The organism is Nevskia soli DSM 19509 (assembly GCF_000711955.1).
GTDB lineage: Bacteria > Pseudomonadota > Gammaproteobacteria > Nevskiales > Nevskiaceae > Nevskia > Nevskia soli.
Genome location: NZ_KL543999.1, coordinates 1 through 23966, shown reverse-complemented (window position 1 = coordinate 23966; position 23966 = coordinate 1). Strand labels below are relative to the sequence as shown.

The 23966-nt window shown below is 65.5% G+C and carries 24 protein-coding genes; 16 read left to right on the top strand and 8 right to left on the bottom strand.

Annotated elements, in window-relative coordinates; genetic code table 11:
* Positions 1-113 precede the first annotated feature (113 nt).
* The 3 genes from BP26_RS0124360 to BP26_RS0124350 all read right to left on the bottom strand — a co-directional run bounded on the left by BP26_RS0124360 (position 114) and on the right by BP26_RS0124350 (position 2210).
* Positions 114-1247: an acyl-CoA dehydrogenase family protein gene (locus BP26_RS0124360; protein ID WP_051749501.1), complete on the bottom strand. Its 1134-nt coding sequence runs from the start codon at positions 1245-1247 to the stop codon at positions 114-116.
* A 189-nt stretch (positions 1248-1436) separates the two neighbouring features.
* Positions 1437-1790 (bottom strand): excalibur calcium-binding domain-containing protein, encoded by a 354-nt coding sequence (locus BP26_RS0124355; protein ID WP_084183418.1) that lies wholly within the window; start codon positions 1788-1790, stop codon positions 1437-1439.
* A 42-nt stretch (positions 1791-1832) separates the two neighbouring features.
* Positions 1833-2210 (bottom strand): steroid Delta-isomerase, encoded by a 378-nt coding sequence (locus tag BP26_RS0124350; protein WP_029923152.1) that lies wholly within the window; start codon positions 2208-2210, stop codon positions 1833-1835.
* A gap of 296 nt (positions 2211-2506) precedes the next feature.
* Between BP26_RS0124350 and BP26_RS0124345 the strand changes: the two genes are divergently transcribed.
* The gene (locus BP26_RS0124345) at positions 2507-3721 is read left to right on the top strand and encodes a helix-turn-helix transcriptional regulator (protein WP_245611884.1); all 1215 of its coding nucleotides are present in this window, start codon (positions 2507-2509) and stop codon (positions 3719-3721) included.
* Positions 3722-3771: 50 nt separating this feature from the next.
* Here the strand turns inward: BP26_RS0124345 and BP26_RS0124340 are convergent, their stop codons facing one another.
* The 3 genes from BP26_RS0124340 to BP26_RS0124330 form a co-directional block, all read right to left on the bottom strand.
* Positions 3772-4770, bottom strand: coding sequence for an NAD-dependent epimerase/dehydratase family protein (locus BP26_RS0124340; RefSeq protein WP_084183417.1), 999 nt, complete (start codon positions 4768-4770; stop codon positions 3772-3774).
* A 17-nt stretch (positions 4771-4787) separates the two neighbouring features.
* The gene (locus tag BP26_RS0124335; protein WP_029923149.1) at positions 4788-5276 is read right to left on the bottom strand and encodes a nuclear transport factor 2 family protein; all 489 of its coding nucleotides are present in this window, start codon (positions 5274-5276) and stop codon (positions 4788-4790) included.
* 124 nt (positions 5277-5400) lie between these two features.
* Entirely contained in the window at positions 5401-6183 is a 783-nt protein-coding gene (locus BP26_RS0124330; protein WP_029923148.1) for an SDR family NAD(P)-dependent oxidoreductase, read from the bottom strand.
* A 169-nt stretch (positions 6184-6352) separates the two neighbouring features.
* On the opposite strand from BP26_RS0124330, the gene BP26_RS0124325 reads away from it, so the two are divergent.
* The 3 genes from BP26_RS0124325 to BP26_RS0124315 all read left to right on the top strand — a co-directional run bounded on the left by BP26_RS0124325 (position 6353) and on the right by BP26_RS0124315 (position 8317).
* The gene (locus tag BP26_RS0124325) at positions 6353-6907 is read left to right on the top strand and encodes a nuclear transport factor 2 family protein (RefSeq protein ID WP_029923147.1); all 555 of its coding nucleotides are present in this window, start codon (positions 6353-6355) and stop codon (positions 6905-6907) included.
* Positions 6904-7437, top strand: coding sequence for a VOC family protein (locus BP26_RS0124320; protein WP_029923146.1), 534 nt, complete (start codon positions 6904-6906; stop codon positions 7435-7437). Before BP26_RS0124325 ends, BP26_RS0124320 begins: the two co-directional genes overlap by 4 nt.
* A gap of 118 nt (positions 7438-7555) precedes the next feature.
* Positions 7556-8317 (top strand): SDR family NAD(P)-dependent oxidoreductase, encoded by a 762-nt coding sequence (locus BP26_RS0124315; protein WP_029923145.1) that lies wholly within the window; start codon positions 7556-7558, stop codon positions 8315-8317.
* A 59-nt stretch (positions 8318-8376) separates the two neighbouring features.
* Here BP26_RS0124315 and BP26_RS0124310 read toward each other — a convergent pair whose 3' ends face one another.
* A complete protein-coding gene (locus BP26_RS0124310; protein WP_029923144.1) occupies positions 8377-9141 on the bottom strand; it encodes an SDR family oxidoreductase in 765 nt (254 codons plus the stop codon).
* Positions 9142-9325: 184 nt separating this feature from the next.
* Between BP26_RS0124310 and BP26_RS0124305 the strand changes: the two genes are divergently transcribed.
* The 12 genes from BP26_RS0124305 to BP26_RS0124250 all read left to right on the top strand — a co-directional run bounded on the left by BP26_RS0124305 (position 9326) and on the right by BP26_RS0124250 (position 22906).
* Positions 9326-10156, top strand: a complete 831-nt coding sequence (locus BP26_RS0124305) for an alpha/beta fold hydrolase (protein WP_029923143.1) — start codon at positions 9326-9328, stop codon at positions 10154-10156.
* On the top strand, positions 10156-10950 hold the full coding sequence (locus BP26_RS0124300) for a fumarylacetoacetate hydrolase family protein (RefSeq protein ID WP_029923142.1): 795 nt from the start codon (positions 10156-10158) through the stop codon (positions 10948-10950). Before BP26_RS0124305 ends, BP26_RS0124300 begins: the two co-directional genes overlap by 1 nt.
* Before the next feature lie 13 nt (positions 10951-10963).
* Entirely contained in the window at positions 10964-11875 is a 912-nt protein-coding gene (locus tag BP26_RS0124295) for an acetaldehyde dehydrogenase (acetylating) (RefSeq protein ID WP_029923141.1), read from the top strand.
* Between the two features lie 138 nt (positions 11876-12013).
* Positions 12014-13051, top strand: a complete 1038-nt coding sequence (dmpG, locus tag BP26_RS0124290) for a 4-hydroxy-2-oxovalerate aldolase (protein ID WP_029923140.1) — start codon at positions 12014-12016, stop codon at positions 13049-13051.
* A gap of 453 nt (positions 13052-13504) precedes the next feature.
* Complete coding sequence (locus BP26_RS28060) at positions 13505-15328, top strand: DAHL domain-containing sensor histidine kinase (protein ID WP_051749429.1); 1824 nt, start codon at positions 13505-13507, stop codon at positions 15326-15328.
* Between the two features lie 27 nt (positions 15329-15355).
* Positions 15356-16300 (top strand): response regulator, encoded by a 945-nt coding sequence (locus BP26_RS0124280; protein ID WP_157572752.1) that lies wholly within the window; start codon positions 15356-15358, stop codon positions 16298-16300.
* Positions 16301-16469: 169 nt separating this feature from the next.
* Entirely contained in the window at positions 16470-17588 is a 1119-nt protein-coding gene (locus tag BP26_RS0124275) for a DUF1214 domain-containing protein (RefSeq protein WP_029923137.1), read from the top strand.
* Positions 17585-18769 (top strand): sulfotransferase family protein, encoded by a 1185-nt coding sequence (locus BP26_RS0124270; RefSeq protein ID WP_029923136.1) that lies wholly within the window; start codon positions 17585-17587, stop codon positions 18767-18769. Before BP26_RS0124275 ends, BP26_RS0124270 begins: the two co-directional genes overlap by 4 nt.
* A 103-nt stretch (positions 18770-18872) precedes the next feature.
* A complete protein-coding gene (locus BP26_RS0124265; protein ID WP_029923135.1) occupies positions 18873-19664 on the top strand; it encodes an SDR family oxidoreductase in 792 nt (263 codons plus the stop codon).
* A 43-nt stretch (positions 19665-19707) separates the two neighbouring features.
* Positions 19708-20412, top strand: a complete 705-nt coding sequence (locus tag BP26_RS0124260) for an EthD domain-containing protein (RefSeq protein ID WP_029923134.1) — start codon at positions 19708-19710, stop codon at positions 20410-20412.
* 24 nt (positions 20413-20436) lie between these two features.
* The gene (locus BP26_RS0124255) at positions 20437-21564 is read left to right on the top strand and encodes a DUF1214 domain-containing protein (RefSeq protein ID WP_036517966.1); all 1128 of its coding nucleotides are present in this window, start codon (positions 20437-20439) and stop codon (positions 21562-21564) included.
* Positions 21565-21724: 160 nt separating this feature from the next.
* Positions 21725-22906 carry an HDOD domain-containing protein gene (locus BP26_RS0124250; protein ID WP_029923132.1) on the top strand — a complete coding sequence of 394 codons (1182 nt, stop codon included), beginning with the start codon at positions 21725-21727 and terminating at the stop codon, positions 22904-22906.
* A gap of 55 nt (positions 22907-22961) precedes the next feature.
* On the opposite strand, the gene BP26_RS29925 is transcribed toward BP26_RS0124250, so the two are convergent.
* Positions 22962-23901 (bottom strand): IS630 family transposase gene (locus BP26_RS29925; protein ID WP_436233358.1). Its coding sequence is split into 2 segments (ribosomal slippage): positions 22962-23568 and positions 23567-23901, totalling 942 coding nucleotides; the frame shifts between segments, so codons are not numbered across the junction.
* Positions 23902-23966: the final 65 nt, after the last annotated feature.

The window sequence follows — 23966 nt, the reverse complement described above, 5'->3', positions numbered from 1 at the left end:
TCCCTTCGGGAGAGGGGTTGGGGGTGAGGGAGGCACTCTCCATGAAGCACACTGCAGGGCAAGTTGCGCCCCTCACCCTAACCCTCTCCCGGAGGGAGAGGGGACAGTTCCTGCTACAGGAAATAATCGGTGTTGTCGCGCCCCAGCAACACGCTGCCGTAGTTGCGCCCGAACTGCTCCGGGTTGTTGGCGTAGTGGCCGCGTGCGGCATAGATGTCGTGCATGTAGCGGTGCAGCGGGAAGTCGGTGAAGATGCCGCGACCGCCGCAAGCCGAGAACAGCTGGTAGGCGTGACGCGCGCAGCGGTCCACCACCTGCGCCGCCTGGAAGCGGAAGTGCGAGCGCTGGGCGATATCATCCAGCGGCTGGTTCGCGCGGATCTTGCCCATCAGCACGTCGAAGTTACGGTGCAGCACCAGCTTCATCTCGTCGATGGACTGCGCCGTCTCGGCGGCGGCCAGCTGCGCCGGCGCCTGCTCCGAAGTCTTGTTGCCCATGTCGCCGACGCGCACCTTGGCGAAATCGAGGAAGGTGTTGAGCGCGCCCTGCAGGCCGCCGATCGCGGCCGAGGACACGGCGCGGACGAAGATCTGGCCGAAGGGCAGCTTGTACAGGTCGGCGGTGAAGGTGTGGCGGCCCGGGTTGGTGCCCATGAAGCCGTCGGTGGCCTTGTGCGTGCGGTATTCCGGCACGAACACGTCCTTGACCACGATGTCCTTGCTGCCGGTGCCCTTGAGGCCCATGACGTGCCAGGTGTCGATGACTTCGAAATCCTTGCGCGGCAGCAGGAAGGTGCGGTACTCCGGCGGGCCCTTGCCGTCGGCCGGGAAGATCAGGCCGCCGAGCAGCACCCACTGGGCGTGGTCGATGCCGCTGGAGAAGCCCCAGCGCCCGCTGAACTGGAAGCCGCCCTCGACCGGCTTGACCTGCCCCTTGGGCATATAGGTCGAAGCCACCAGCACCGAGGTGTCCTTGCCCCACACGTCTTCGGAAGCGCGCGGATCGAAGCAGGCCAGCTGCCAGTTGTGCACGCCGATGACGCCGTAGATCCAGGCGGTGGACATGCAGCCTTCGGCCAGGGTCATGCAGATGTCGTAGAACACCTGCGGGTCCATCTCGTAGCCGCCGTACTGCTTGGCCTGCAGCACGCGGAAGAAGCCGGCCGCCTGCATCTCGGCCACGGTCTCGTCCGGCACGCGGCGCAGCTCCTCGGTCTTCTTCGCGCGCGAGGCCAGCACCGGCACCATTTCGCGGGCGCGCTGCAGCAGGATCTCGGGGCTGACCAGCGGCGTGGCTTTCTGGGCTTGGGTGGGCACAGCGTCCTCCTGAAACTCAAAGAATTGGATCGGTTTTTTGGTTCCGGTTGCGGCGTGAAAACGTGGGGCGCGGAAACCGGCTTTTGTCGATGATCTTTTTCACAGAAAACGAAGGTTGCGTCATCGTCCGAAATGACTAGTGATCAATGGCAAATGCCGTCCTGTTACCGGCCACACCATTAGTTTTTCGCAGGGAATGCCGTCGTTGTCCCCATCCATCTTCACGTTCGGGCAGTTCTTCAGGAAGTACGTCGCTTCCGCGCAGGAAGTCATCTGCGAACAGTACGTGCGTCCGTCGCATTTGAACTGGCCAGCGCTATCGGGCTCCGGCTGCGCGGGCGCAATGGCCGGCGACGACGCCGGGATTTCAGCAATGCCTTGCGCGGCCGCTCGCGGCGGATGAAGCGAGCGGTATCTGGTGTAGCCATGCCACAGCAGGAATCCGACCATGGCGATCACGATCAGACGCTTCATCACTGCCTCCCTCCGGGCAACGCTCCCTGGACCCGCCCGGCCTCAGACCATTTCCATATCGCCCGGTCCCCAGAAAGCCCGCATCGAGGTGAATTTGCCGTCCTCGTTGAAGGTCATCACGTCGATGACGCGGATCACCGCCTTGCCCTGCGGCATGTTGAGCTGCACGTCGAAGGCCATGGCGGCGGAATTGCCGTGGGAGGCGCGGATCGGCGCCGCCAGCGCCAGGCGGGCGCCGGTGGCGATGGACATCTTGTAGAACGCGGCGATCTTCGCCTTGCCGACCATCACGTCCTTGCCGACCGGGTCTTCCACGGTGGCATCGTCGGCATACAGGGCGGCGACGCCGTCGGCGTCCGAGCGGTTGAAGGCGTCGATATAGGCCTGCATCCCCTGTTTCATCAGTTTTTCGCTGGGCATCCGGATTTCCGTCGGTCAGTGGAGGGCTGCCGTCAAGGGCCGCAAAACGGCCCTGCTGGCGGCTAATGTCAATGCGCCATGCTCCGCCGACCGGCTATCCTCCAGAATCGTCCGTTCGGGTTACACACTGGCATATACTTAGGCCATTGAGAGCAGGCTGACTTAGGTAAGCCGCCTTACGGTACGAGGACCGACCAACAGAACCGACCGAAATTTTCAGGCTTCACCCGCGGCGTTCATACCAATATCCCAAAACGCCGGGGATGAAGTTCGGCATGACAGAGTGAGGAGGGTCAATGCCTTTGGTAGCGAAGTCGACATTTACCGACAATGAAGGGTCCATCGGCCGCAACGGCGGCAAGTTTTCCCTGGACAACCTGGCGGAAGCCGTGGGCCTGGCCCCGCTGGACCGCCTGATCGGCGCCATCTACGAGGGCGCCATGGAATCGCCGCCGTGGCAGGCCGCACTGCAACTGATGCGCGACAGCCTGCAGGCCGCCCACGTCACCCTGATGCTGCGGCCGCCATCCTCGGAAAACGCCGGGGTGATGATCAATACCGGCACCGTCACCAAGCAGGGCATCGAGTCCTACGAAACCCACTTCTTCTCCATGGACCCCTTCGTGCGCCTGGCCGAGGGCGAGGTGGTCACGGCGGAAGAGCTGATCGGCAAGCAGTGGCTGCAAAGCACCGTGTACCAGGAATACCTGCGCCCGCTGGGCGTGCGCCACCTGCTCGGCGCCGACATCTACACCAAGGAAGGCATCGAGTGCCGCCTGCGTGTGACGCGCTCGCACGAAGCCCAGCCCTTCAGCAGCGAGGACAAGGCGCTGGTGCGCTTCCTGCTGCCGCACCTGAAGCGCTCCATCCAGCTGCATGCCCGCCTGGATTTCCTGGAGTGCGAACGGCAGCTCTTCGCCGGTACCGTCAACCGCATGCAGCTGGGCATCATCAGCTTCTCGCAGAACGGCGCCATCCTCGAAACCAACCAGGAAGCGCGCCGCATCCTGTCGGAGAAGGACGGCATCTGGCTCAGCGGCAACAACCTCTCGGTGGAAGTGACGCAGGAAGGCCGCGAGCTGCAGCGCATGGTGCGCCAGGCGCTCAGCGGCACCGTCGCCGACAAGGGACCGGCGGTGGTCGAGGCCATGTCCGTCACCCGCCCTTCCGGCCGCGCCAAGCTGGGCGTGCTGGTGCGGCAGATTCCGCTCGGCACCTGGTCGGAAAGCCGCCAGCGCCCCGCCGTGGCGGTGTTCCTGCGCGACCCCGAATCCAGCGCCGCCCAGCCCTCGCACGAGTTGGTGCGCCGCCTGTTCGGCCTGACCCGTATGGAAGCCGCCCTGGCCCTGCTGCTGGCCGAGGGCCTGACCCTGGACGAGGCGGCGGAAAAGATGGACGTGCGCCGCAACACCGCCCGCACCCATCTGCGCTCGATCTTCTGCAAGACCGGGGTGACGCGTCAGACCATGCTGGTGCGCTTGCTGCTGAACAGCGTCATCACGCTGGGCTGATCAGGAAAATCCGTAGCCCGGGAAGCGTGTAGCGCAACCCGGGCAGCTACTCAGGCGGCCAGCTTCTGCTCCAGCCAGCCCTGTTCCTGGTAGAACGCCAGCGCATCGGCCAGCGACTCACGGGTCCCGCGCGGCGCAAAACCCAGTTCACGCTCGGCCTTGGCATGCGATACCACGGTATTCGACACGCTGGCGCGCAACACGCCCGGCGTGAACAGCGGCGGCTTGCCGCTGAAGCGCGAGGCCAGCGTGGTGAACGGCAGCATGGCCCAGGCCACCCACAGCGGCATCACCGCCTTGGGCATGGTCACACCGGTCAGTTCCTGCCAGTAGCCGCTGATGGTGCGCAGATCGTGCACCGCGCCGGTCAGCAGGTAACGCTCGCCGCGCCGCCCCTTCTCCGCAGCGGCGATCATGCCGGCGGCGACGTCGCGCACGTCGATGTAATCGCTGACCACTTCCATCAGCATCGGGATGCACCGGTGGTAGAGGTCGATCAGGGCCTTGCCCATCAGCGAGGGCTCGTAGTCCTGCGGGCCGATCATGGTGCCGGGGCTGACCACCACGGCATCGAGGCCGCGTTCGCGCACCAGCTCCTGGATCATTTTCTCGGCCAGCGCCTTGCAGCGGTGGTAGTCACAGGGCTCTTCCAGCGCCAGCGGCCGTGATTCGTCCAGCGGCTGTTCGAGCGGATGGCGCACCAGGGCATGATGCGAGGAGCAATGCACCAGGCGGATACCGCGCGCAAGGCAGGCTTCGGCGACGATGCGCGTGCCGTCGACATTCACCGCGCGGATGCTGCCGTCGCGGTCCTTGTCCAGATTGACCTTGGCGGCGAGATGGAACACCACGTCCACGCCATCCACCAGCCGCGCCACGTCATCGGCGGACAGCACCGAGCCGTGCACCAGCCCCACGTCGAGACCAGCCAGCGAGGCCGGCGTGGCCGCGCCCGGCTCCAGCACGCGCACGCTGTGGCCGCGTTGCAGCAGGGCGCGCACCAGGGAACAACCCAGGCGACCGCCCCCACCCGTCACGGCTGCGCGCATCGGTGCTCCCCGGCCGCTTACAGCGGCGGCAGCTTCTTGCCGTGCTTGGCCAGGTAATGCGCGGTGATGTTCGGTACCTGCGTCACCGGTGTGACGATCTCGAACACCCGCTCATAGCTGGCGAACTGGATCAGCCACTTGCCGTTGCGCTTGACGTAACGGTCTTTGTACAGCGAGGAACCGTCGGTGATGATCTTGTGGCGCAGGTCGAGGAACCAGTCCTTCAGGTACCAGGTGCCGGTGGCTTCGGTCGGCGACTGGAAGTCGATTTCCGGGTGGTTGACATGGTGGAACGCGATGGCTTCAGAGTGGAAGGCGTTTTCCAGGGCCTCGACGATCTTGTCGCGGCCCTGCACCTCGAAGCGGTAGGTGCCGCCGACGTAGCAGACGCCGGCGTCCTCGGTGAACAGTTCGCGCACTTCCTTGATGTTGGCGGTGTCGATACAGCGGCAATAGGCGTACTTGAGGCGCTTGATCAGCTCGAGATCTTCGAGTGGCAGGGACATGGTTTTCCTCCGTTTTGTTGGATGACAATAATCGAGCGGATCAACTGGCTCGGCTTGCAGGTCAAAACTAAAATCGATACGTCATACCGGCTTCCGCCGGTATGACGCTGTTGCTGGTTCCACCTCAGATGCCGAAACCGCCCGACACATTGATCTGCTGTCCGGTGATGTAGCCGCCGCGCGTGGAGGCCAGGAACACGGCGGTATGGCCGATCTCCTCCGGCTTGCCCCAGCGCTTCAACGGCAATAATTTCTGCGTTTCCTCGATCCAGGCCTGGTCGAACACGCCGCGCTTGAGCAGCTCCAGGAACATGCCGGCTTCGATCACGCCCACCAGCACGCTGTTGGCTCGCACGTTGTTGCGGCCCTCTTCCTTGGCGATGCCCTTGATCAGGGCTTCGTTGGCCGCCTTGGGCGCGACGGACAGGCCATCCTTGGGCGGCCACCAGACGTGGCCGGCCGAGCCCAGGTGCACGTAGGAGCCGCCACCGGCCGCGCGCAGCTTCGGCAGCGTCGCCTGCACCACGTTGAAGAAGCCCATCACCTCGGTGTCGATGGAACGCTTGAACAGGGCGTGGCTGGTATCGCCCAGCAGCACCTGCTCCACCACCGGGCCCGCGGCGAAGACCACGGTATGGATGCGGCCATGCTCCTTCAACGCCGCTTCCACCGCCGCTTCGACCTGCTTGGGGTCGGTGACGTCGGTGGCATGGATGCTGGCCTTGCGGCCGAAGCCGCGGATTTCGCCGGCGACGCGCTCGGCCACATCCTTCTTCGAGCGGTAGGCGATGGCCACATCCGTGCCGGACTGGGCGAAAGTCAGCGCCACGCCCTGGCCGATGCCGCCGCTGCCGCCGAACACCAGCACCGCGCCCTGCGGAAAGTCGTTTTGCGCATTCTGTTGCATTGTTATGGCTCCTCCGGTTGAACGCATTATTGGGAGGCGGCGCCAGCCGGGCATCATCCATTGAGACGACCGGCCGGGGCCCGTGCCGGTCGTCTTTCCAGACGATGCGGTCCGGCCGGCCCTGGCCGATGGTTGACGCACAGGAAAACCACGCAGGAGAAACCAGGCCATGAACGAGCGCGAACAGGCGGAACTGCGCCAACTGCTCGACCGCCAGGCGATCCAGGATTGCCTGCACCGCTACACGCGCGGCGTCGACCGCCTGGACCGCGAACTGCTGCTCTCCGCCTACCATGCCGACGCCATCGACGATCACGGCGCCTTCGTCGGCAAGCCGGCGGACTTCGCCGACTGGGCCCTGCCCCATCACCGCGAACACCAGAAGCACACCAACCACCTGATTCTCAACCACAGCTGCGAACTGGACGGCGACACCGCGCATAGCGAGACCTACTGCCTCTACATCGGCGTCAACCGCAGCGGCACCATCGACGTCATCGGCAACCGCTACATCGACCGACTGGAGCGGCGCGCGGGCCGCTGGGCCATCGCACGCCGGGTCTGCGTGGTGGAGTGGATCAGCAGCCTGGCGGGCGAGTCCGAGGTGGACCCGCAGATGCGCGAGGCGGTGGCGGCGCTGATGCGCAACAGCCGCTCCAGCCGCGACCGCAACGATATCTCCTACCAGCGTCCGCTCGAAATACGGAAGGCCGGCACCGCATGAATACCCAAGCTTACGGCCCGATCCGCCAGGTCGCCTACATCGTGGCGGACCTCGACGCCGCCATCCGCCACTGGATGGACTTCGCCGGCATCGGCCCCTGGACCGTTTACAAGAACGCCACCATGCGCGGCCACTGCCGCGGCGTGGAGACGGCGGTGAAGATGAACGTGGGCCTGTCCTATCAGGGCGAGGTGCAGATCGAGCTGATCCAGGTCAACAGCAAGACGCCCTCCCCCTACCAGGACGCCGACGGCCGCAGCCTGATCGGGATGCACCACATCGCCTGGCTGTCGCAGGACATCGACGCCGACGTGGCCAAAGCGAAGCAGCGCGGGCTGGCGCCCGCTTTCGAAGCCAGCAACGGCGTGGTGCGCGTGGCCTACATGGAATCCGCTGCGGAGCCCGGCCTGTTGTTGGAATTCATCGAGGCCGCGCCGGTGGTGCTGGAGAACTTCGCCAGCGGCATGAAGGCGGCACGGGAATGGGACGGGAACCGTGAGGCGAATCAGGTGATCGATTTCGAGGCCTAGGCTGCGGCCGCTCAGGATGACCAGAACACCCGATAGTCCACGCAGACGATGCGGCCATCTCGCTCATGACCGAATGTTCACCGCATAAATCCATGATTCGGAAACAGCGAGGAGCCCCATGCACGAACTCAGCAACAAGGTCGCCATCATCACCGGCGCCGCCAGCGGCATCGGCCGCGCCGCGGCCCTGCGCTTCGCCGAGGAAGGCGCGCGGCTGGTGCTGGCCGACATCGGCGTCGAAGCAGGCGAGGCCCTGGCCGCCGAGTTGCGCGGCAAGGGCAGCGAAGCGGTCTTCGTGCGCACCGACGTTTCCAGGGCGGCCGAGTGCGAAGCGCTGGTGCAGGCCGCCGTGCAGAAATTCGGCCGCCTCGATGCCGCCTTCAACAACGCCGGCATCTCCGACGGCCCCCTGCCGCCCGGCACCATCGACTACCCGCTGGAACTGTGGGACCGTCTCATCGCGGTCAACCTGTCCAGCGTGTTCTACTGCCTGCGCTACCAGGTACGCGCCATGCTGAAGAACGGCGGCGGCGCCATCGTCAACACCGCCTCCATCGCCGGCCAGATCGGATTCGCCGGCGTGCCCGGTTATGTCGCCAGCAAGCACGGCGTGGTCGGCCTGACCAAGACCATCGCCATCGAGTACGGCGCCCAGGGCGTGCGCTGCAACGCGGTGGCGCCCGGCCTGATCGAAACGCCGATGACCAAACCGGTGTTCGAGGTGCAGCAATTCCGCGACATGGTCGCCGCCACGGTGCCGAGCGCCCGCGTCGGCACGGCGGAGGAGATCGCCAACATGGTGGTATGGCTGTGCTCGGATCGCGCGTCCTACGCCAATGGCGCGGTCTTCGCCGTGGATGGCGGCTTCCTGGCGCGCTGATCTTTCATCCTGCGTCATCCCCGCGAAGGCGGGGACGACGATTGGATCGTGAAGCGCTTCTAGACCTTGTTCGCACTCGCCGCCGCCAGAAAGGCAGGGCGCTCCCCGCCGCCATGCAGCAGCAGGTTGATGCCGGAGGCATAGGCCGCCGCCGGCGAGGACAGCCAGACGCAGGCATCGCCGATTTCCGCCGGCTGCGCCAGCCTTCCCTGCGGAATGGTGGCGGCGACGGCGGCGATGCCGGCCTCATCGCCGTAGTGCAGGTCGGACTGCTCGGTGTGCACCAGGCCGGGGCTGACCGCCACCACCCTCACCTTCGGTGCCCACTCCACCGCCAGCGACTGCGTCAGGCTGAGGATGGCCGCCTTGGCCGCCCCGTAGGCGGCGGTGCCCGGTGAAGGCCGCGAGGCGCTGACGCTGCCGATGAACACGATCACCCCGCCCGCCTCCTGTGCCTGCATCAGCGCATTGGCTTTCTGCGCCAGGTGCAGCGGCGCCAGCAGGTTGAGGGCGAAGATCGACTCGTGGAAACGGGGCGAGACCTTGTCCGCCATGGCGAAAGGCGCGCCGCCGGCATTGTTGACCAGCACGTCGAGCCGGCCATGGCGGCTGGCGATCTCCGCGAACAGGGCGTCCACCGCGGCGCGGTCGCGCACGTCGGCGGCGATGAACTCGGCGCTGCGCCCCTGGAATTGCGGCAGCGCGGCCGGCTGCTCGCGGCCGCAGATCACCACCGCGGCGCCGCTGGCGAGGAAGCGCTCGCTGATGCCGCGCCCGATGCCCTTGCCGCCGCCGGTAACCAGCACCACCCTGCGCTGTTCCACGAGTACCTTCCTGTTGCGTATGAATGACTTGCAGTCGCGCATCCTAGGCCATTACCACGCGCTCACTGTAGTCCAAAAGGGTGAAGCCCGGATGCGCCCCGGGCCTCAACATGGCGCGGTCTGCCGGACCATGCTGGCGCCTGCGGGCGCGGCTCATCAATCCGTTGCCAAAAACAGGATTCCCATGTCGAGCAAACCCGTACCCGAAGGCCACTACGTCAAGCTCCCCAACGGCCACAAAATCCATTACCTGGACCAGGGCAAGGGCCCGGTGGTGGTCTGGCTGCACGGTTCCGGCTCCGGCGCCAGCGGCCACAGCAACTTCAAGGGCAACTACCCCTACCTGGTCGAGCACGGCTACCGCAACATCGTCATCGACCACCTCGGCTATGGCTACTCCGACAAGCCGGACAACATCGAGTACCCGATCGAGCTGTTCGTCGAGTGCATCAAGCAGACGCTGGACCATGTCGGCGCCGGCAAGTACACCCTGGTCGGCAACTCCCTCGGCGGCGCGGTGGCGCTGCGCTTCGCCGTCGACCACCCCGCCCATGTCGAGAAGCTGGTGTTGATGGCGCCCGGCGGCATCGAGAACCAGCCGGACTACTTCCTCATGCCCGGCATGGCCAAGATGAAGGAGCTGTTCATGTCGCCGGAGCCGGTGACGGAAGCGCGTATGAAGGCCTTCTTCCAGTCGACCTTCGTGGTCAACGCCGCCTGCGTCGACGACGAGCTGGCGCATGAGCGCTTCGAGCTGATGAAGCTGCAGAACCCGCAGGTGATCAAGACCATGAAGGTGCCGAACATGGCCGACCGCCTTGGCGAGATCAAGTGCCCGGCCCTGGGCTTCTGGGGCATGAACGAGCAGATCATGCCGGAGACCGGCATCCTCAAGCTGGCCAAGGGCATGCCGCACATGCGCATGATCCTGGTGCCGCAGGCCGGCCACTGGGTGATGATCGAGCACCGCGACCTGTTCAACCGCATGACGCTCGACTTCCTGAAGAACGGCTGATGCTCGACCAGACCCGGATCGTCAGTCTCGGCGACGAGCTCTACGCCGCCCTGCGCGGCCGCCACGTGCTGGACCCGCTGACCACGCGCGAGCCGGCCATCGAGGTGGACGACGCCTACAAGATCTCCCTGCATATGCTGAAGCGCCGCAAGGCCGACGGCGAACGCGTCATCGGCAAGAAGATCGGCGTCACCAGCAAGCCGGTGCAGGACATGCTCGGCGTGCACCAGCCCGACTTCGGCTTCCTCACCGACCGCATGCACATCCCGGACGGCAGCCGCGTCAGCCTGGCCCAGGCCGGCCTGATCCAGCCGCGCGCCGAAGGCGAGATCGCCTTCGTGCTGAAGAAGGACCTGCGCGAGCCCGGCGTCACCATGGAGCAGGTGCTGGACGCCACCGACTATGTCTCCCCCTGCTTCGAGATCGTCGACTCGCGCATCCGCGACTGGAAGATCCGCATCCAGGATACCGTGGCCGACAACGCCTCCTGCGGCGTCTTCGTCATCGGCGAGGCGCGCATCGCGCCGCACGCCCTGGACCTGGCCGCGGTGAAGATGGACATCCAGAAGAACGGCACCCACATCGCCAGCGGCACCGGCGCCGCCGTGCAGGGCCACCCGGCCGCCGCGGTGGCCTGGCTGGCCAATACCCTGGGCCGCTTCGGCATCCCCTTCCTCGCCGGCGAGATCATCCTGTCCGGCTCGCTGGCGCCGCTGCTGCCCATCACGCCCGGCGACCGCTTCGACATGAGCCTCACCGGCATCGGCACCGCTTCGATTTCGTTCGAAGCTTAATCAGAGTGATTCAATGAAGAAAATCAAATGCGCCATCATCGGTCCGGGCAACATCGGCACCGACCTGCTGTACAAGCTGCGCCGCAGCAAGGTGCTGGAACCGGTGTGGATGGTCGGCGTCGACCCCACCAGCGAGGGCCTGGCCCGCGCCCGTGAGCTGGGCCTCAAGACCACCGACAAGGGCGTGGACGGCATGCTGCCCCACGTTGTCGCCGACGGCGTGCAGATTGCCTTCGACGCCACCTCGGCCTACGTCCACAAGGAGAACTCGGACAAGCTCAATGCGCTGGGCGTGATGATGATCGACCTCACTCCCGCCGCCATCGGCCCCTACTGCGTGCCGCCGATCAACCTCAAGCAGCACGCCGGCAAGCGCGAGATGAACGTCAACATGGTCACCTGCGGCGGCCAGGCCACCATCCCCATGGTCTATGCCGTGTCGCGCGTGCAGAAGGTGAAGTACGCCGAGATCATCGCCACGGTGTCGTCCAAGTCGGTGGGCCCCGGCACGCGCAAGAACATCGACGAGTTCACCCGCACCACCGCCGGCGCGGTGGCCAGCATCGGCGGTGCCGCAGAGGGCAAGGCGCTGATCGTCATCAACCCGGCCGAGCCGCCCCTGATCATGCGCGACACCATCCACTGCCTCACCGTGGACGCGCCGAAACAGGCGGAGATCGAGAAGTCGGTGCACGAGATGATCGCCGAGGTGCAGAAGTACGTCCCCGGCTACCGCCTGAAGAACGGCCCGGTGTTCGAGGACAACCGCGTCACCACCTTCCTCGAAGTGGAAGGCCTGGGCGACTTCCTGCCCAAGTACGCCGGCAACCTCGACATCATGACCGCCTCGGCCACGCGCACGGCGGAGATGTTCGCGGAAGAGATGCTGTCCGGCCGGCTCAATCTGGAACCGGTGGCGGCGTAAAGGCATTCAGTCCCCTCTCCCTCCGGGAGAGGGTCAGGGTGAGGGGCGCAGCCGGATCGGAGCGCCCACTTCAAAGGGACCGCGGTCCCTCACCCCCAACCCCTCTCCCGGAGGGAGAGGGGAGACAGGAGCAATGAGATGAACCTCAAAGGCATCAGCATCAAAGTGCACGACATGTCGCTGCGCGACGGCATGCACCCCAAGCGGCACCAGATCACCATCGAGCAGATGCAGAGCATTTCCCGCGGGCTGGATGCCGCCGGCGTACCGCTGATCGAAGTCACCCACGGCGACGGCCTCGGCGGCGCCTCGGTCAATTACGGCTTCCCGGCCGCCAGCGACGAGGAATACCTGCGCGCGGTGATTCCGGGGATGAAGAACGCCAAGATCTCGGCCCTGCTGATCCCCGGCATCGGCACCGTGGACCACCTGCGCATGGCGGCGGACTGCGGCGTGCACACCATCCGCGTCGCCACCCACTGCACCGAGGCGGACGTATCCGAACAGCACATCTCGCTGTCACGCAAGATGGGCCTGGATACGGTGGGCTTCCTGATGATGGCGCACATGGTGGAGCCGGAAACCATCGTCGAGCAGGGCTTGCTGATGGAGAGCTATGGCGCCAACTGCATTTACGTCACCGACTCGGCCGGCTACATGCTGCCGGACGACGTCAGTGCCCGCATCGCGCCGCTGCGCGAGAAGCTCAAGCCGGAAACCGAAATCGGTTTCCACGGCCACCACAACCTGTCGATGGGCATCTCCAACTCGCTGGCGGCGATCGAAGCGGGCGCGCGGCGCATCGACGGGGCCTGCGGCGGCCTCGGCGCCGGCGCAGGCAACACCCCGACGGAAGTGTTCGTGGCGGTGTGCAACCGCATGGGCATCGAAACCGGCGTGGACGTGTTCAAGATCTCCGACGTGGCCGAAGACCTGATCCAGCCGATCCTCGACTTCCAGATCCGCATCGACCGTAACGCCCTGGTGCTGGGCTATGCCGGCGTCTATTCCAGCTTCCTGCTGTTCGCCAAGCGGGCGGAAAAGCGCTACGGCATCCCGGCCCGCGAAATCCTGCTTGAGCTGGGCCGGCGCCGCATGGTCGGCGGCCAGGAAGACATGATCGAGGACACCGCGCTGACCATGGCCAAGGAACGGAAACTGCTTGAGACAGCCTGATCCGGCCCTGATCCGGGCTTGATCGATCCAGGGCCGGCAGCACTGCCGTCCCTGGCGGGCTTCAGCACACCGGGAAACCCCGGCCCGGTCATCCCTGGCCGGGCGTTCGCCGGGACAAAGGTCCACTGGACCTTTGTCTTTTCCGGCTCGCCCATACGCCTGTGAATGGGGGGCCAACTACTCCAAACAGGTGATGCCTGCGTCACCTCGTGGCACTATTGTCCAGACAGAACAAGTAGTTGGCGGCCTCGAAGCCGCCGGCACTGCCCCGGGAGGCAGCCGCTCCAGGCGGTTGCGACAGATGGTCCGGGCCTAGCCTCATGATGCGGCCCCAAGGCCTCCTCACAGGCAAGCCCAGGTACGCGTGGTTTCCCCCTGCCGGCTTCACTGCGGTAGTGGACCGGATGCCCTCCCCAGGTCTCAGGAAGCTGGTGCGGAAAGGGAGTAAGGGCGATGAACCTGCGCATGTTGCTGCCGGCCGTACTGGCCGGCCTGGCGATCGGTGTGCTGATCTTCCTGCTGCGCATGACGCAGAGCGCGGACAGCGACCTGCACTTGCAGCGCCTGGCCAACATCCGCGCCATCAACAACCTCGATGTGCAGCTGAACCGCGTGCTGACGCAGGCCCGGGTGGCCTCGCTGTCGGACGAGGGCGACGAACGCGTGGTCATCACCAGCCAGCTGGGCGAAGCGCTGGACGCCATCGACAAAGGCACCCATTCCCTGCACGGCCTCAGCCCGGAGCTGGACAAGGCACTGGACAAGTTCCTCGATACCATCCAGTCCAAGTTCGAGCTGGACTTCGACATCGAGGCGCGCAGCACCCTGCTCAACCAGCGCCTGATCAACAGCACCAATGCGCTGCCCACCAATATCGCCGCCCTCGCCGCCGCCGCCACGCCGGCGGCGCGCACACAGGTACGCGACCTCGGCGAGCAGCTCAACACGCAGATCGTCACTTTCAGCGTGACGCCCTCGCCGTCCAACGAGAAAGACATCCAGATGCTGCTGGAGGGCCTCGACAAGCTGGCCCCGCGCCAGTCCGCCGCTTTCCAGGAAGCCCTGCAGCGCCTGCACCAGAGCTGCCAGGACGTGATCGGCGACAAGGACGAGCTGGTCAGCAAGATGCGCGACTTCCTCGATCGCCCCACCGGCCCGCAGTTGCAGGACGTGGAACAGGCCTACTCCTCCTGGTACGCCGGCCAGGTGGTCCTGGCGGGCCGCTACCGACTGGGGCTGGTAGCCTACGCCGTGGTGCTGCTGGGCGTGCTGGCCTGGCTCGGCCTGCGCCTGCGCACCAGCTACCGCGACCTGGACCGCGCCAACGCCGGCCTGACCCGCGCCAACGAAACCCTGGAAGCCCAGGTGGAATCGCGCACCCACGACCTCAGCGCCGCGCTGCAGGATCTGCGCTCCTCGCAAGCACAGCTGGTGCAGTCCGAAAAAATGGCCTCGCTTGGCCAGATGGTCGCGGGCGTGGCCCATGAGATCAACACGCCGCTGGGCTATGCCCGCAGCAACACCGAGATCGTGCGCAACTCCCTCGCCGACGTGCGTGGCCTGTGCGCGGCGCAGCAGAAGGCGCTGAGCCTGCTGACCGCGCCGGACGCCTCCGAGGCCGCAATCGCCGCCGCCATGGAAGCCGCCGAAGCGCAGAACCAAGCGCTGGCGCCCGAAGAGCTGCTGGGCGACCTGCACGGCCTGCTGCAGGACACCGACCACGGTCTGGGCCAGATCAGCGAACTGGTCTCCAGCCTGAAGGATTTCTCCCGCGTCGATCGCTCGCGCACCGACCTGTTCAGCGTCAACGACGGCATCGACTCCGCCCTCAAGATCTGCCAGAACCAGATCAAGGGCCGCGTCAAGGTGGTCAAGCAATACGGTGAACTGCCGCAGATCGAATGCTCGCCCTCCCAGCTCAACCAGGTGTTCCTCAACCTGTTCACCAATGCCGCCCAGGCCATTGAGGGCAACGGCCGCATCTACGTGCACACCCTGTCCGGAACGGACGGCGTCGACGTGCGCATCCTCGACACCGGCTGCGGCATGAGCGAGGACGTGCGCAGCCGCATCTTCGAGCCCTTCTTCACCACCAAGCCGGTCGGCAAGGGCACCGGGCTTGGCCTGTCCATCGTTTTCCGTATCATCGAGGAACACGGCGGCCGGATCGACGTGCGCTCCACCCCGGGCAAAGGCAGCGAATTCGCGATCCACCTGCCGCTCAGACAGAAAAAGCAGGCCGAAACGGCTCAGGAAGCGGCGCTCGCCGCCGCTTAGCAGCAAGTGCAGTTGGAGGAAGAACTCTTGATCAACTCGCCCGCCGCCAAGGCCCGAGTACTGTTCGTCGACGACGAGCCGCGCGTGCTGACCACCATGCGCATGCTGTTCCGCGCCCACTACGAGGTGTACTTCGCCGAGGGCGGCACGCAGGCGCTGGAACTGCTGAAGAAACAGGCCGTGGACGTCATCGTCAGCGACCAGCGCATGCCCGGCATGACCGGCATCGAATTGCTGCGCGCGGCGCGCGAGCTCAATCCGAACGCCATGCGCATCCTGCTCACCGGCTATTCGGACCTCAACGCCATCATCGGCTCGATCAACGAAGGCGAGATCTTCCGCTTCGTCAACAAGCCCTGGTCCAACGACGACCTCTCCACCACCGTGGCCCGCGCCGTCACCGCCGCCCGTGCCAGCGCCGCCATGACGGCCAAGGCCGATGAGAGGCCCGCCCCGGCGCAGAGCGGACCGCTGCCGGCGGTGCTGGTGATGGACGACGACGCGCGGGTGCCGCCGCAGATCCAGGCCATCCTCGGCAACGAGTGCCGCGTCTTCGGTGCCACCACCATGAGCGAGGCCGTGGATCTGCTCGAGCGCGAGCATATCGGCGTGGTGATTTCCGACACGCGGGTACAGGACCACCCGGTGGTCAACCTGATCGGTACGCTGAAGCAGCACCACCCGGAACTGGTCTCGGTGATCCTGACCGAGCGCGCCGACGCCGGCGCCGCCATCGACCTGATCAACCAGGGCCAGATCTACCGCTTCATCACCAAGCCGATCATCGACAACGCCTGCAAGATCACGGTGAACTCGGCGCTGAAGCAGCACGAACGCCTGTCCCACAGCCCCGAGCTGCACCAGCGCTACGAAGTCGCCAATACTCCGGAACCACCGCCGCCGAGCTCCGGCACCGGGCGCCTGCTCGATCGCATCCGCTCGATCCGCTCCTGGGTCAGGCGTCGCGCCTGAGCGGCCTCGTTTTTGGCGCGGATTTCGGGTGAAAAAACCCCGAAACCGAGGCCCAATTCAGCGCGGTCCTTTAGTCCGAATAGATGAAGCCCCGGCCGCCCCCGGGCACTAGCCTCTTCCGAACGATCCGGCACATCCCCCGCCGGACAATTTCTGGAGGAAAGCCGGCATGCAGTCCGACAAGGGCGTCGAAGCCGACGTCATCAGCGGCCGCGTCTGGGACGAGTTCTGCGACACGCTCAAGCGCGCCGGCCAGCAGATCCTGCGCCCGGAAGCGCCCACCAGCGCCCTGGATCGCGCCGAGGGCTTCCGCTACCTGAGCCGCCTGCTGCGCATCGGCCTGGAAATGCATCTGGAATTCGCCGATCCGGATTTCCCGGGCTTCTTCCTGCCCTCGCACGAGACCGGCAAGATCGGCGCCGACAATCCCGACAACCACTACCTGTTCGCGCGCATCAACGGTAAGCACGAGTACGTCATCTGCGGCGAGCGCGGCAGCGTTTCCTACCTGAGCATCGGCACGCAGAAGGGCGGCTACGAGACCAACGGCCGCATGGAGCCCACCGGCGCCATCGACTCGGCGCAATTGCAGACCGATGCCAACGGCCATTTCGAGATCCGGCTGAGCCAGGAAAAGCAGCCGGGCAACTGGCTGCGCATCGAGCCGGAGAGCAACGCCGTGATCGTGCGCCAGACCTTCATGGATCGCGCGAAGGAGAAGCCGGCGCAGATGCGCATCGCGCGCGCCGGCGCCGAGGCCAAGCCGGCGCCGCTGTCGGCCCAACGCCTGCAGGCCGGCCTCGGGAATGCCTCACGCTTTGTCGAAGGCACCGCCCGCCTGTTCGCCGACTGGTCGCAGAGCTACCTCAAGCATCCCAATGAACTGCCGCCCGCCGACCAGGCCCTGTGCCAGCGCGTCGGCGGCGATCCCAACATCTTCTACTACCACTCCTACTGGGAGCTGAAGCCGGACGAGGCGCTGCTGGTGCACGTGAAGCGCATTCCGGACTGCCGCTTCTGGAACCTCCAGGTCAGCAACTGGTGGATGGAGTCGCTGGACTACCGCTATTACCGCATCAGCCTGAACAAGCACACGGCCAAGGCGGACGCCGACGGCGGCGTGACCATCGTCATCGCCCACCAGGACCCGGGCCACGCCAACTGGCTGGAAACCGCCGGCCATGATCGCGGCACCCTGTGCTTCCGCTGGGTCGGCGCCAGCGAACATATCCATCCCACCACGCGCGTGGTGAAACAATCCGCACTCGCGCGGGAGCTGAAGGCATGAGCGTCGCACCCGATCAGATTTCCCTGGCCCCGGACAGCATGATCGAGGAGGCCCTCAAGCTCGCCGACGGCCCGACCGACTTCGGCGATCCCACCTTCCGCACCGGCCTGGCCCGCAGCTGCGAGGCGCTGGAGCACGAGGCGAAACTGTCCGGCACCGGGCGTTACCTGTTCCGCATGAAGTTCGTCAACCAGCTGGTCAACCGGCTGCGCATCGAGGACTATTTCAAGCGCCATCCGGAGATCGCCCAGGAAAAACTGGAACCGCCGGTGGTGATCGTCGGCCTGCCGCGCACCGGCACCACCAAGCTGCACCGCCTGCTGGCCTGCGATCCGCGCTTCTGGTGGATGGCGTGGTGGGAGGCCTGCTACCCCGTGCCCTTCGCGGACGAAACGCCCGGGCATCCCGAGGGACGCATCGCCCGGGGCCGCGCCGACGTCGAGATGATGGTCCAGGCCATGCCGGCGCTCACCGCCATCCACCCGATGAACGCGGACCTGGCGGACGAGGAATTCATCCTGATGGAGCATTCCTTCCTCTGCGGCCTCAATGCCTATGCCGATGTGCCCGGCTACATGGCCTGGCTCGACCAGCAGGACCAGACCCCGCCCTACCGCTTCCTGCAGCGCTGCATGCAGTTCCTGCAATGGCAGAAACGCCAGCGCGGCATCGTCGGCGAGCGCTGGGTGCTGAAGGCGCCGCACCACCTGCTGCGCATGGATACCCTGCTCAAGGTGTTCCCGGGCACCAAGGTGATCCAGACCCATCGTGACCCGGTGCAGAGCATCCCGTCCATCGCCAGCTTCATCCACACCCTGTGGGGCATCTACGGCGAAAACCCCGATCCGGTCTCCGCCGGCCGCGCCTGGAACGACGTGATGCATCGCGGCCTCAGCCACACCATGAAGCTGCGCGAGACGGCGCCGGCAGGCCAGTTCTTCGACGTGCGCTTCAAGGACACGGTGCAGCGCCCGCTGGAAGTGGCACGCCAGGTCTATGCCTTCCTCGGCCTGCCGATGAGCGCCGAACTGGAGAAGCGCATGCAGGACTGGCTCACCGAGGACGAGAAGACCCGCCACGGCCGCCACGACTACCCGCCGGAGAAGTTCGGCCTCAGCGCCGGGCAGTTGCGGCGCGACTTTGCCGACTACCGGCAGAAATACATACAAAGCAGTGATTAGTGGCTAGTGGTCAGTGGCCAGTTAAAAGCCACGGCCAATTGTTCTGTTTTTACTAATCACTAGCCACTAATCACTAACCACTGATTCACTGGAGGAAAATAAAATGCTACTCAAAGACAAGATCGTCGTCGTATCCGGCATCGGCCCCGGCCTGGGCATCAAGCTGGCCATCGAAGCCGCGCGCGAAGGCGCCGCCGGCATCGTGGCCGCCGCCCGCACCGCCGCCAAGCTGGACGAGGCCGAAGCGCGCATCCGCGAGCTGGGCCTGAAGACCCCGGTGCTGAAAGTGGTCACCGACATCACCAAGGACAAGGATTGCGAAGGCCTGGCCAAGGCCGCGGCGGAGAAATTCGGCCGCATCGACGCCCTGGTCAACAGCGCCTACTTCCACGGCGACATGGATTACGCCTCCACCGCCAAGCTGGACTCCTGGATTCCCACCCTGGAAACCAACCTGCTCGGCACCCTGCGGCTGACCCAGGCGGTGCTGCCGCAGATGAAGCAGCAGAAGAAGGGCGCCATCGTCATGATCAACACCATGGCCGCGCGCGTGCCGCCGCCGCTGGGTGAGGCCGGCTACGCTTCGTCCAAGGGCGCGCTGGCCGTCGCCTCCAAATTCCTGGCCAAGGAACTGGGACCGTTCGGCATCCGCGTCAACACCGTGCACATGGGCTGGATGTGGGGCGCGCCGGTGGAGGGCTACATGAACTGGCAGGCCAAGGAGAACGGCGTGCCGGTGGAGAGCCTGATCAAGCAGATCTCCTCGCAGATCCCGATCGGCCGCATCCCGCCGGATGAGGAATGCGCCCGCGCCGCCCTGTTCATGGTGTCGGACTACGCCAGCGTGGTCACCGGCGCCACGCTCGACGTCAACGGCGGCCACTACATGCCCTAAGAGCCTGGGATCGATCAGAGGCTCCCCAACCGGGCACTACACCATGGAAAAAGTGATCTATGTCCTGTGGCGCGATCCGGTGGAAACACCGGACGCGTACGCGCAGCGCCTGCGGCTGAGCCTCGCCGCCGGCCTGCGCGATGCCGGGGCGCGCGGCCTGAAAATCAATGTGGCGGATACGGCGGTGGAGCCGGCCGCCGGCCTGCGGCAGATGCACGTCCTGCCGCAGGCCGACGCCTTCATCAACGTCTGGGTCGACAGCGCCATCGCCAGCCAGCGCCAGCCCTTCGACGCCGTCATCGCCGCGCATAGCCTGCGCTACGCCGCCTACCTGGTGAGCGAGTCGCAGCCGCTGCGCAACCGGCGCCGTCAGCCGCAACCCGGCGAGCGCACCGAGGGCTTCGCCCAGATGGCCCTGTTGCGGCGCCCGGAAAAACTCGGCTACGAGGAATGGCTCGACATCTGGCATAACTCGCACACCGCGGTGGCGGTCGAGACCCAGTCGAATTTCGAGTACATCCAGAACCTGGTGGTGCGGCGGCTCACGCCGGACGGGCCGGCCTACGATGCCATCGTCGAGGAATGCTTCCCGGCGGCGGCCATGACCGACCCTTATGTGTTCTTCGATGCCGAGGGCGACGAGGCGAAATTCCAGCACAACCTCAAGCGCATGATGGACAGCGTGGCCCGCTTCATCGACATGGAGCGGCTGGACGTGGTGCCGACCAGCCAGTACCCGATGTTCTGACCGCAACCGCTGAGGAATGCCGCCGTGCAAAAGGTCGATACTGCGCACTCCGATACCGTCGAAGCCAGTTGGGACAGCTTCTGCGATGAACTGAAGGCTGCCGGCCGCACCATCCAGCGGCCGGAAGCGCCGGACACCCTGCTGGATCGCACCGAGGGCTGGCGCCTGCTCAGCCGCTACACCCGGCTCGGCCTGCAGATGATGCTGGAGTTCGCCGATCCGGACTTCCCGGTGTTCTACGCCGCATCGGACGACACCATCAAGGTGTTCCTGCCCAATCCGGACAACATCTACTGCAACGCCAGCATCGCCGGCGACCGCGAGTACCGTATCCGAGGTCAGCGCGGCAGCGTCGCCTACCTGTCCTTCGGCACCAAGGCCAATCGCTATGCCGTCGATGGCACCATGGCCTCCACCGGCGAACTGGAAGCGGCGGATATGGAGATCGCGCCGGACGGCAGCTTCGAGCTCGTGCTGAGCCGCCAGCCGCAGCCGGGCAACTGGCTGCCGATGGCCGAGGACTCCAGCATGGTGATCGTGCGCCAGACCTTTCTCGACCGTGCCACCGAAACCCCGGCACAACTCGGCATCGAGCGCATCGGCGCCCCGCCCGCCCCGGCACCGCTATCCGGCGCGGCGCTCAGCGGCGGCCTGGCACGGGCCAGCGCCTTCGTGCAGGGCACCGCCAGGCTGGTGGCGGACTGGGCGCAGATGGTGGCGCAGCGGCCCAACGAGCTGGCCGCCGAGCCCTACGCGGCCGCTGCGATGCGCGTCGGCGGCGACCCGAAGATCTGCTACTACCACGGCTTCTGGCGCCTGGCACCGGACGAGGCCCTGGTGATCGACAGCGAGGTGCCGGACTGTCCGTACTGGAATTTCCAGTTGGCCAACTACTGGCTGGAATCGCTGGATACCGTGCACCGACAGGTGTCGGTGAACCAGCGCGGCGCGCGTTACAACGCCGATGGCAGCGTCACCCTGGTCATCGCCGCGGAAGATCGGGGTGTCGGCAATTTTATCGATACCGACGGCCACCGCAGCGGCGGCATGCTGCTGCGGTGGGTCGGCGCGAAAAACCACCCGGTGCCGCGCTGCCGCGTTGTCAAGCTTGATACCCTGGCCGCCCCGACATCCGTCGCGCCTTCAGGCTGACCAGAGCATAGCCGGGGGTTTTGCCTGTGGCTCCGGCGGAATCGATCCGTTCGGCCGGACGTCCGCCTGGTCTGTTTTTACCATACGCCGCGGATACGGCGCTGCCGATATATGCATCAGCGGCGTAATCGCGCCGCCAGAAAGTCGTTGGCGGCAGAAGATGATCCGCATATTGATCGTAGGCGACCAATCCAGGGACCTGCTCAAGTTGTACGAGCAGTTGACCCTTGCGCGAAAAGACTGGAAGGTGGTGATCGCCCGCAGCAGCGATGAGGCCGTCCGGTTCATCGATGCGTCGCCGTTCGAAGTAGTGATGACGGAGATGGCGTTGCGCGGCATGGACGGTGCCGAGCTGTTGCAGCATGTGCACCGGCACCAGCCCCGGGCCGCTCGCCTGGTAATCTGCGGCCAGGCCAGCATCTCCGACATGCACCGGGTAATGCCGCTGGCGCACCAGGTGCTGGGCAATGCAAGCGACACGCGGGGCCTGGAGCGCTGCATCGAGCGTGTTTGCAAGCTGCTGCGGCGCCGCGAGCGACCCAGCGTACAACGTGTACTGGGCATGCTGGCAAACCTGCCGGTACTGCCGAGGATCTACTGGGAGCTGGCCGGAGAACTGGAACGGCCACGGGCTGACTCCGCTTCGGTGGCAGCCATCATCGAACAGGATCCCGCCATCACCACCCGGGTATTGCAGCTTGCCAACTCCGCATTCTTCGGCGCGCAGCGGCAGGTGCGCTCGGTGCGCGACGCCGCCACTGTGCTCGGCCTGGAGCCGCTACGCAGTATCGCTCTGCTTGCCGGAATGTCCAGGCTGATCCACGCCAGCGACCTGCCCACCGGTTTTTCCCTGGACGTCCTGCAGACCCACTCGGCGCATGTCGCAAGGCTGGCCGTATCCATGCTCAGCGACCCCGAGGAGATCAAAACCGCCTTCTCCGCCGGCATGCTGCACCACATCGCTTATCTGATGCTCGCGGTCAACCTGCGTCTTGAATACACGTCATTGCGCGACGAGGCCTTCGACCGTGCAACTTCCATCGAGCGGGTCGAGATGGACAAACTGGGCTGCGACCACGCTGAGATTGGCGCGCAGGTGCTGGCGCTATGGGGCCTGCCCCTGCCCCTGATCGATGCCGTAGCCTGCCATCATCGACCATCCGCTTCAGGAGAAACGCGTTTCGGCGCGGCCACCGCGGTGCACGTGGCGGCGGTCCTTGCTGACGAAGCTGAGGGCAAGATCGTGGAAGAAAATGCCCTGGAATGGCCGTTCCTGCGTCGCCTCGGCGCCGAGGGTGCGGTCGAGCGCTGGCGGCGCGGCGAACCGATCCGGGCTTTCTGAATGACCCGGACCGGGAAAGTGCATGCCGGACGGGTTCTAGAGCATTTTCGATTTACTAATCGACATACCCTGCGTTGGTGAGATAGTTTCTGCATTCTTCCGGAGAGAATGCGTCGAGGAGGCTGCCAATGTGGTCCCAGAGCGCATCGACGGTACGTTTGGCGGCTTTGCGCAGCAGGGTCTTGAGCTTGGCGAAGACTTGCTCAATCGGATTGAGGTCGGGGGAATAGGGCGGCAGGTAACGGATGCTTGCGCCTACCGCTTCAATAGCCTGCCGCACCCCATCAACCTTGTGGCTGCCCAGATTGTCGGCGATGACGGTATCGCCAGGCTTGAGCGTGGGGCATAGAAAGTCCCGCACATAAGCCAGGAATATTTCCCCGTCCATGGGGCCATCGATCACCAGAGGGGCCGTCAGGCCACCCTGGCGCAACCCAGCGATGAAAGTAGTGGTCTTCCAATGCCCATGAGGCACGGCAGCTACGCAGCGCTGTCCTCGGGGCGCTCGCCCATAACGGCGAGCCATGCTGGTGCTGGCCCAGGTTTCATCCAGGAAGACCAGCTTGGCCGGATCCAGGGTCGGCTGAAAGGTGGTCTTCCATTCATGCCGTGCTTGCTGCACGTCGGCGCGCTCTTGCTCGCTGGCGTGCAGGGTTTTTTTTAAGCGTCAGGCCCATCCGATTCAACTGGTGCCATAGTGCCGGCACCTTCAGGACCCTGCCCTGGGAAGATAGCCGGTCGCACATGTCCCGCAGTGTCAGGTCTGGCTCGGCTTTGAGCCAACCTTGGATCGTGGATTCCATCCCCTCGATGGCTGAACGTCGATAGCCTCCCAGTTGGCGGATGCCACGCTCGCTTTCCAGTACGAACCGATCGCGCACTTGGTAGACAAAGTACCGACTCACTTCCAGCCGCCGGGCAATCTCGCTGGCCTTCTCCCCACGTCCTAGCGCCGCCAACACCCGGTCCCGAAACTCCTGTGGATACGCGCGCATACATTCCTCCCGTAGAACCTGAGGAATGTTTACCAAATGTTGATTGTTAAATCAAAAATGCTCTA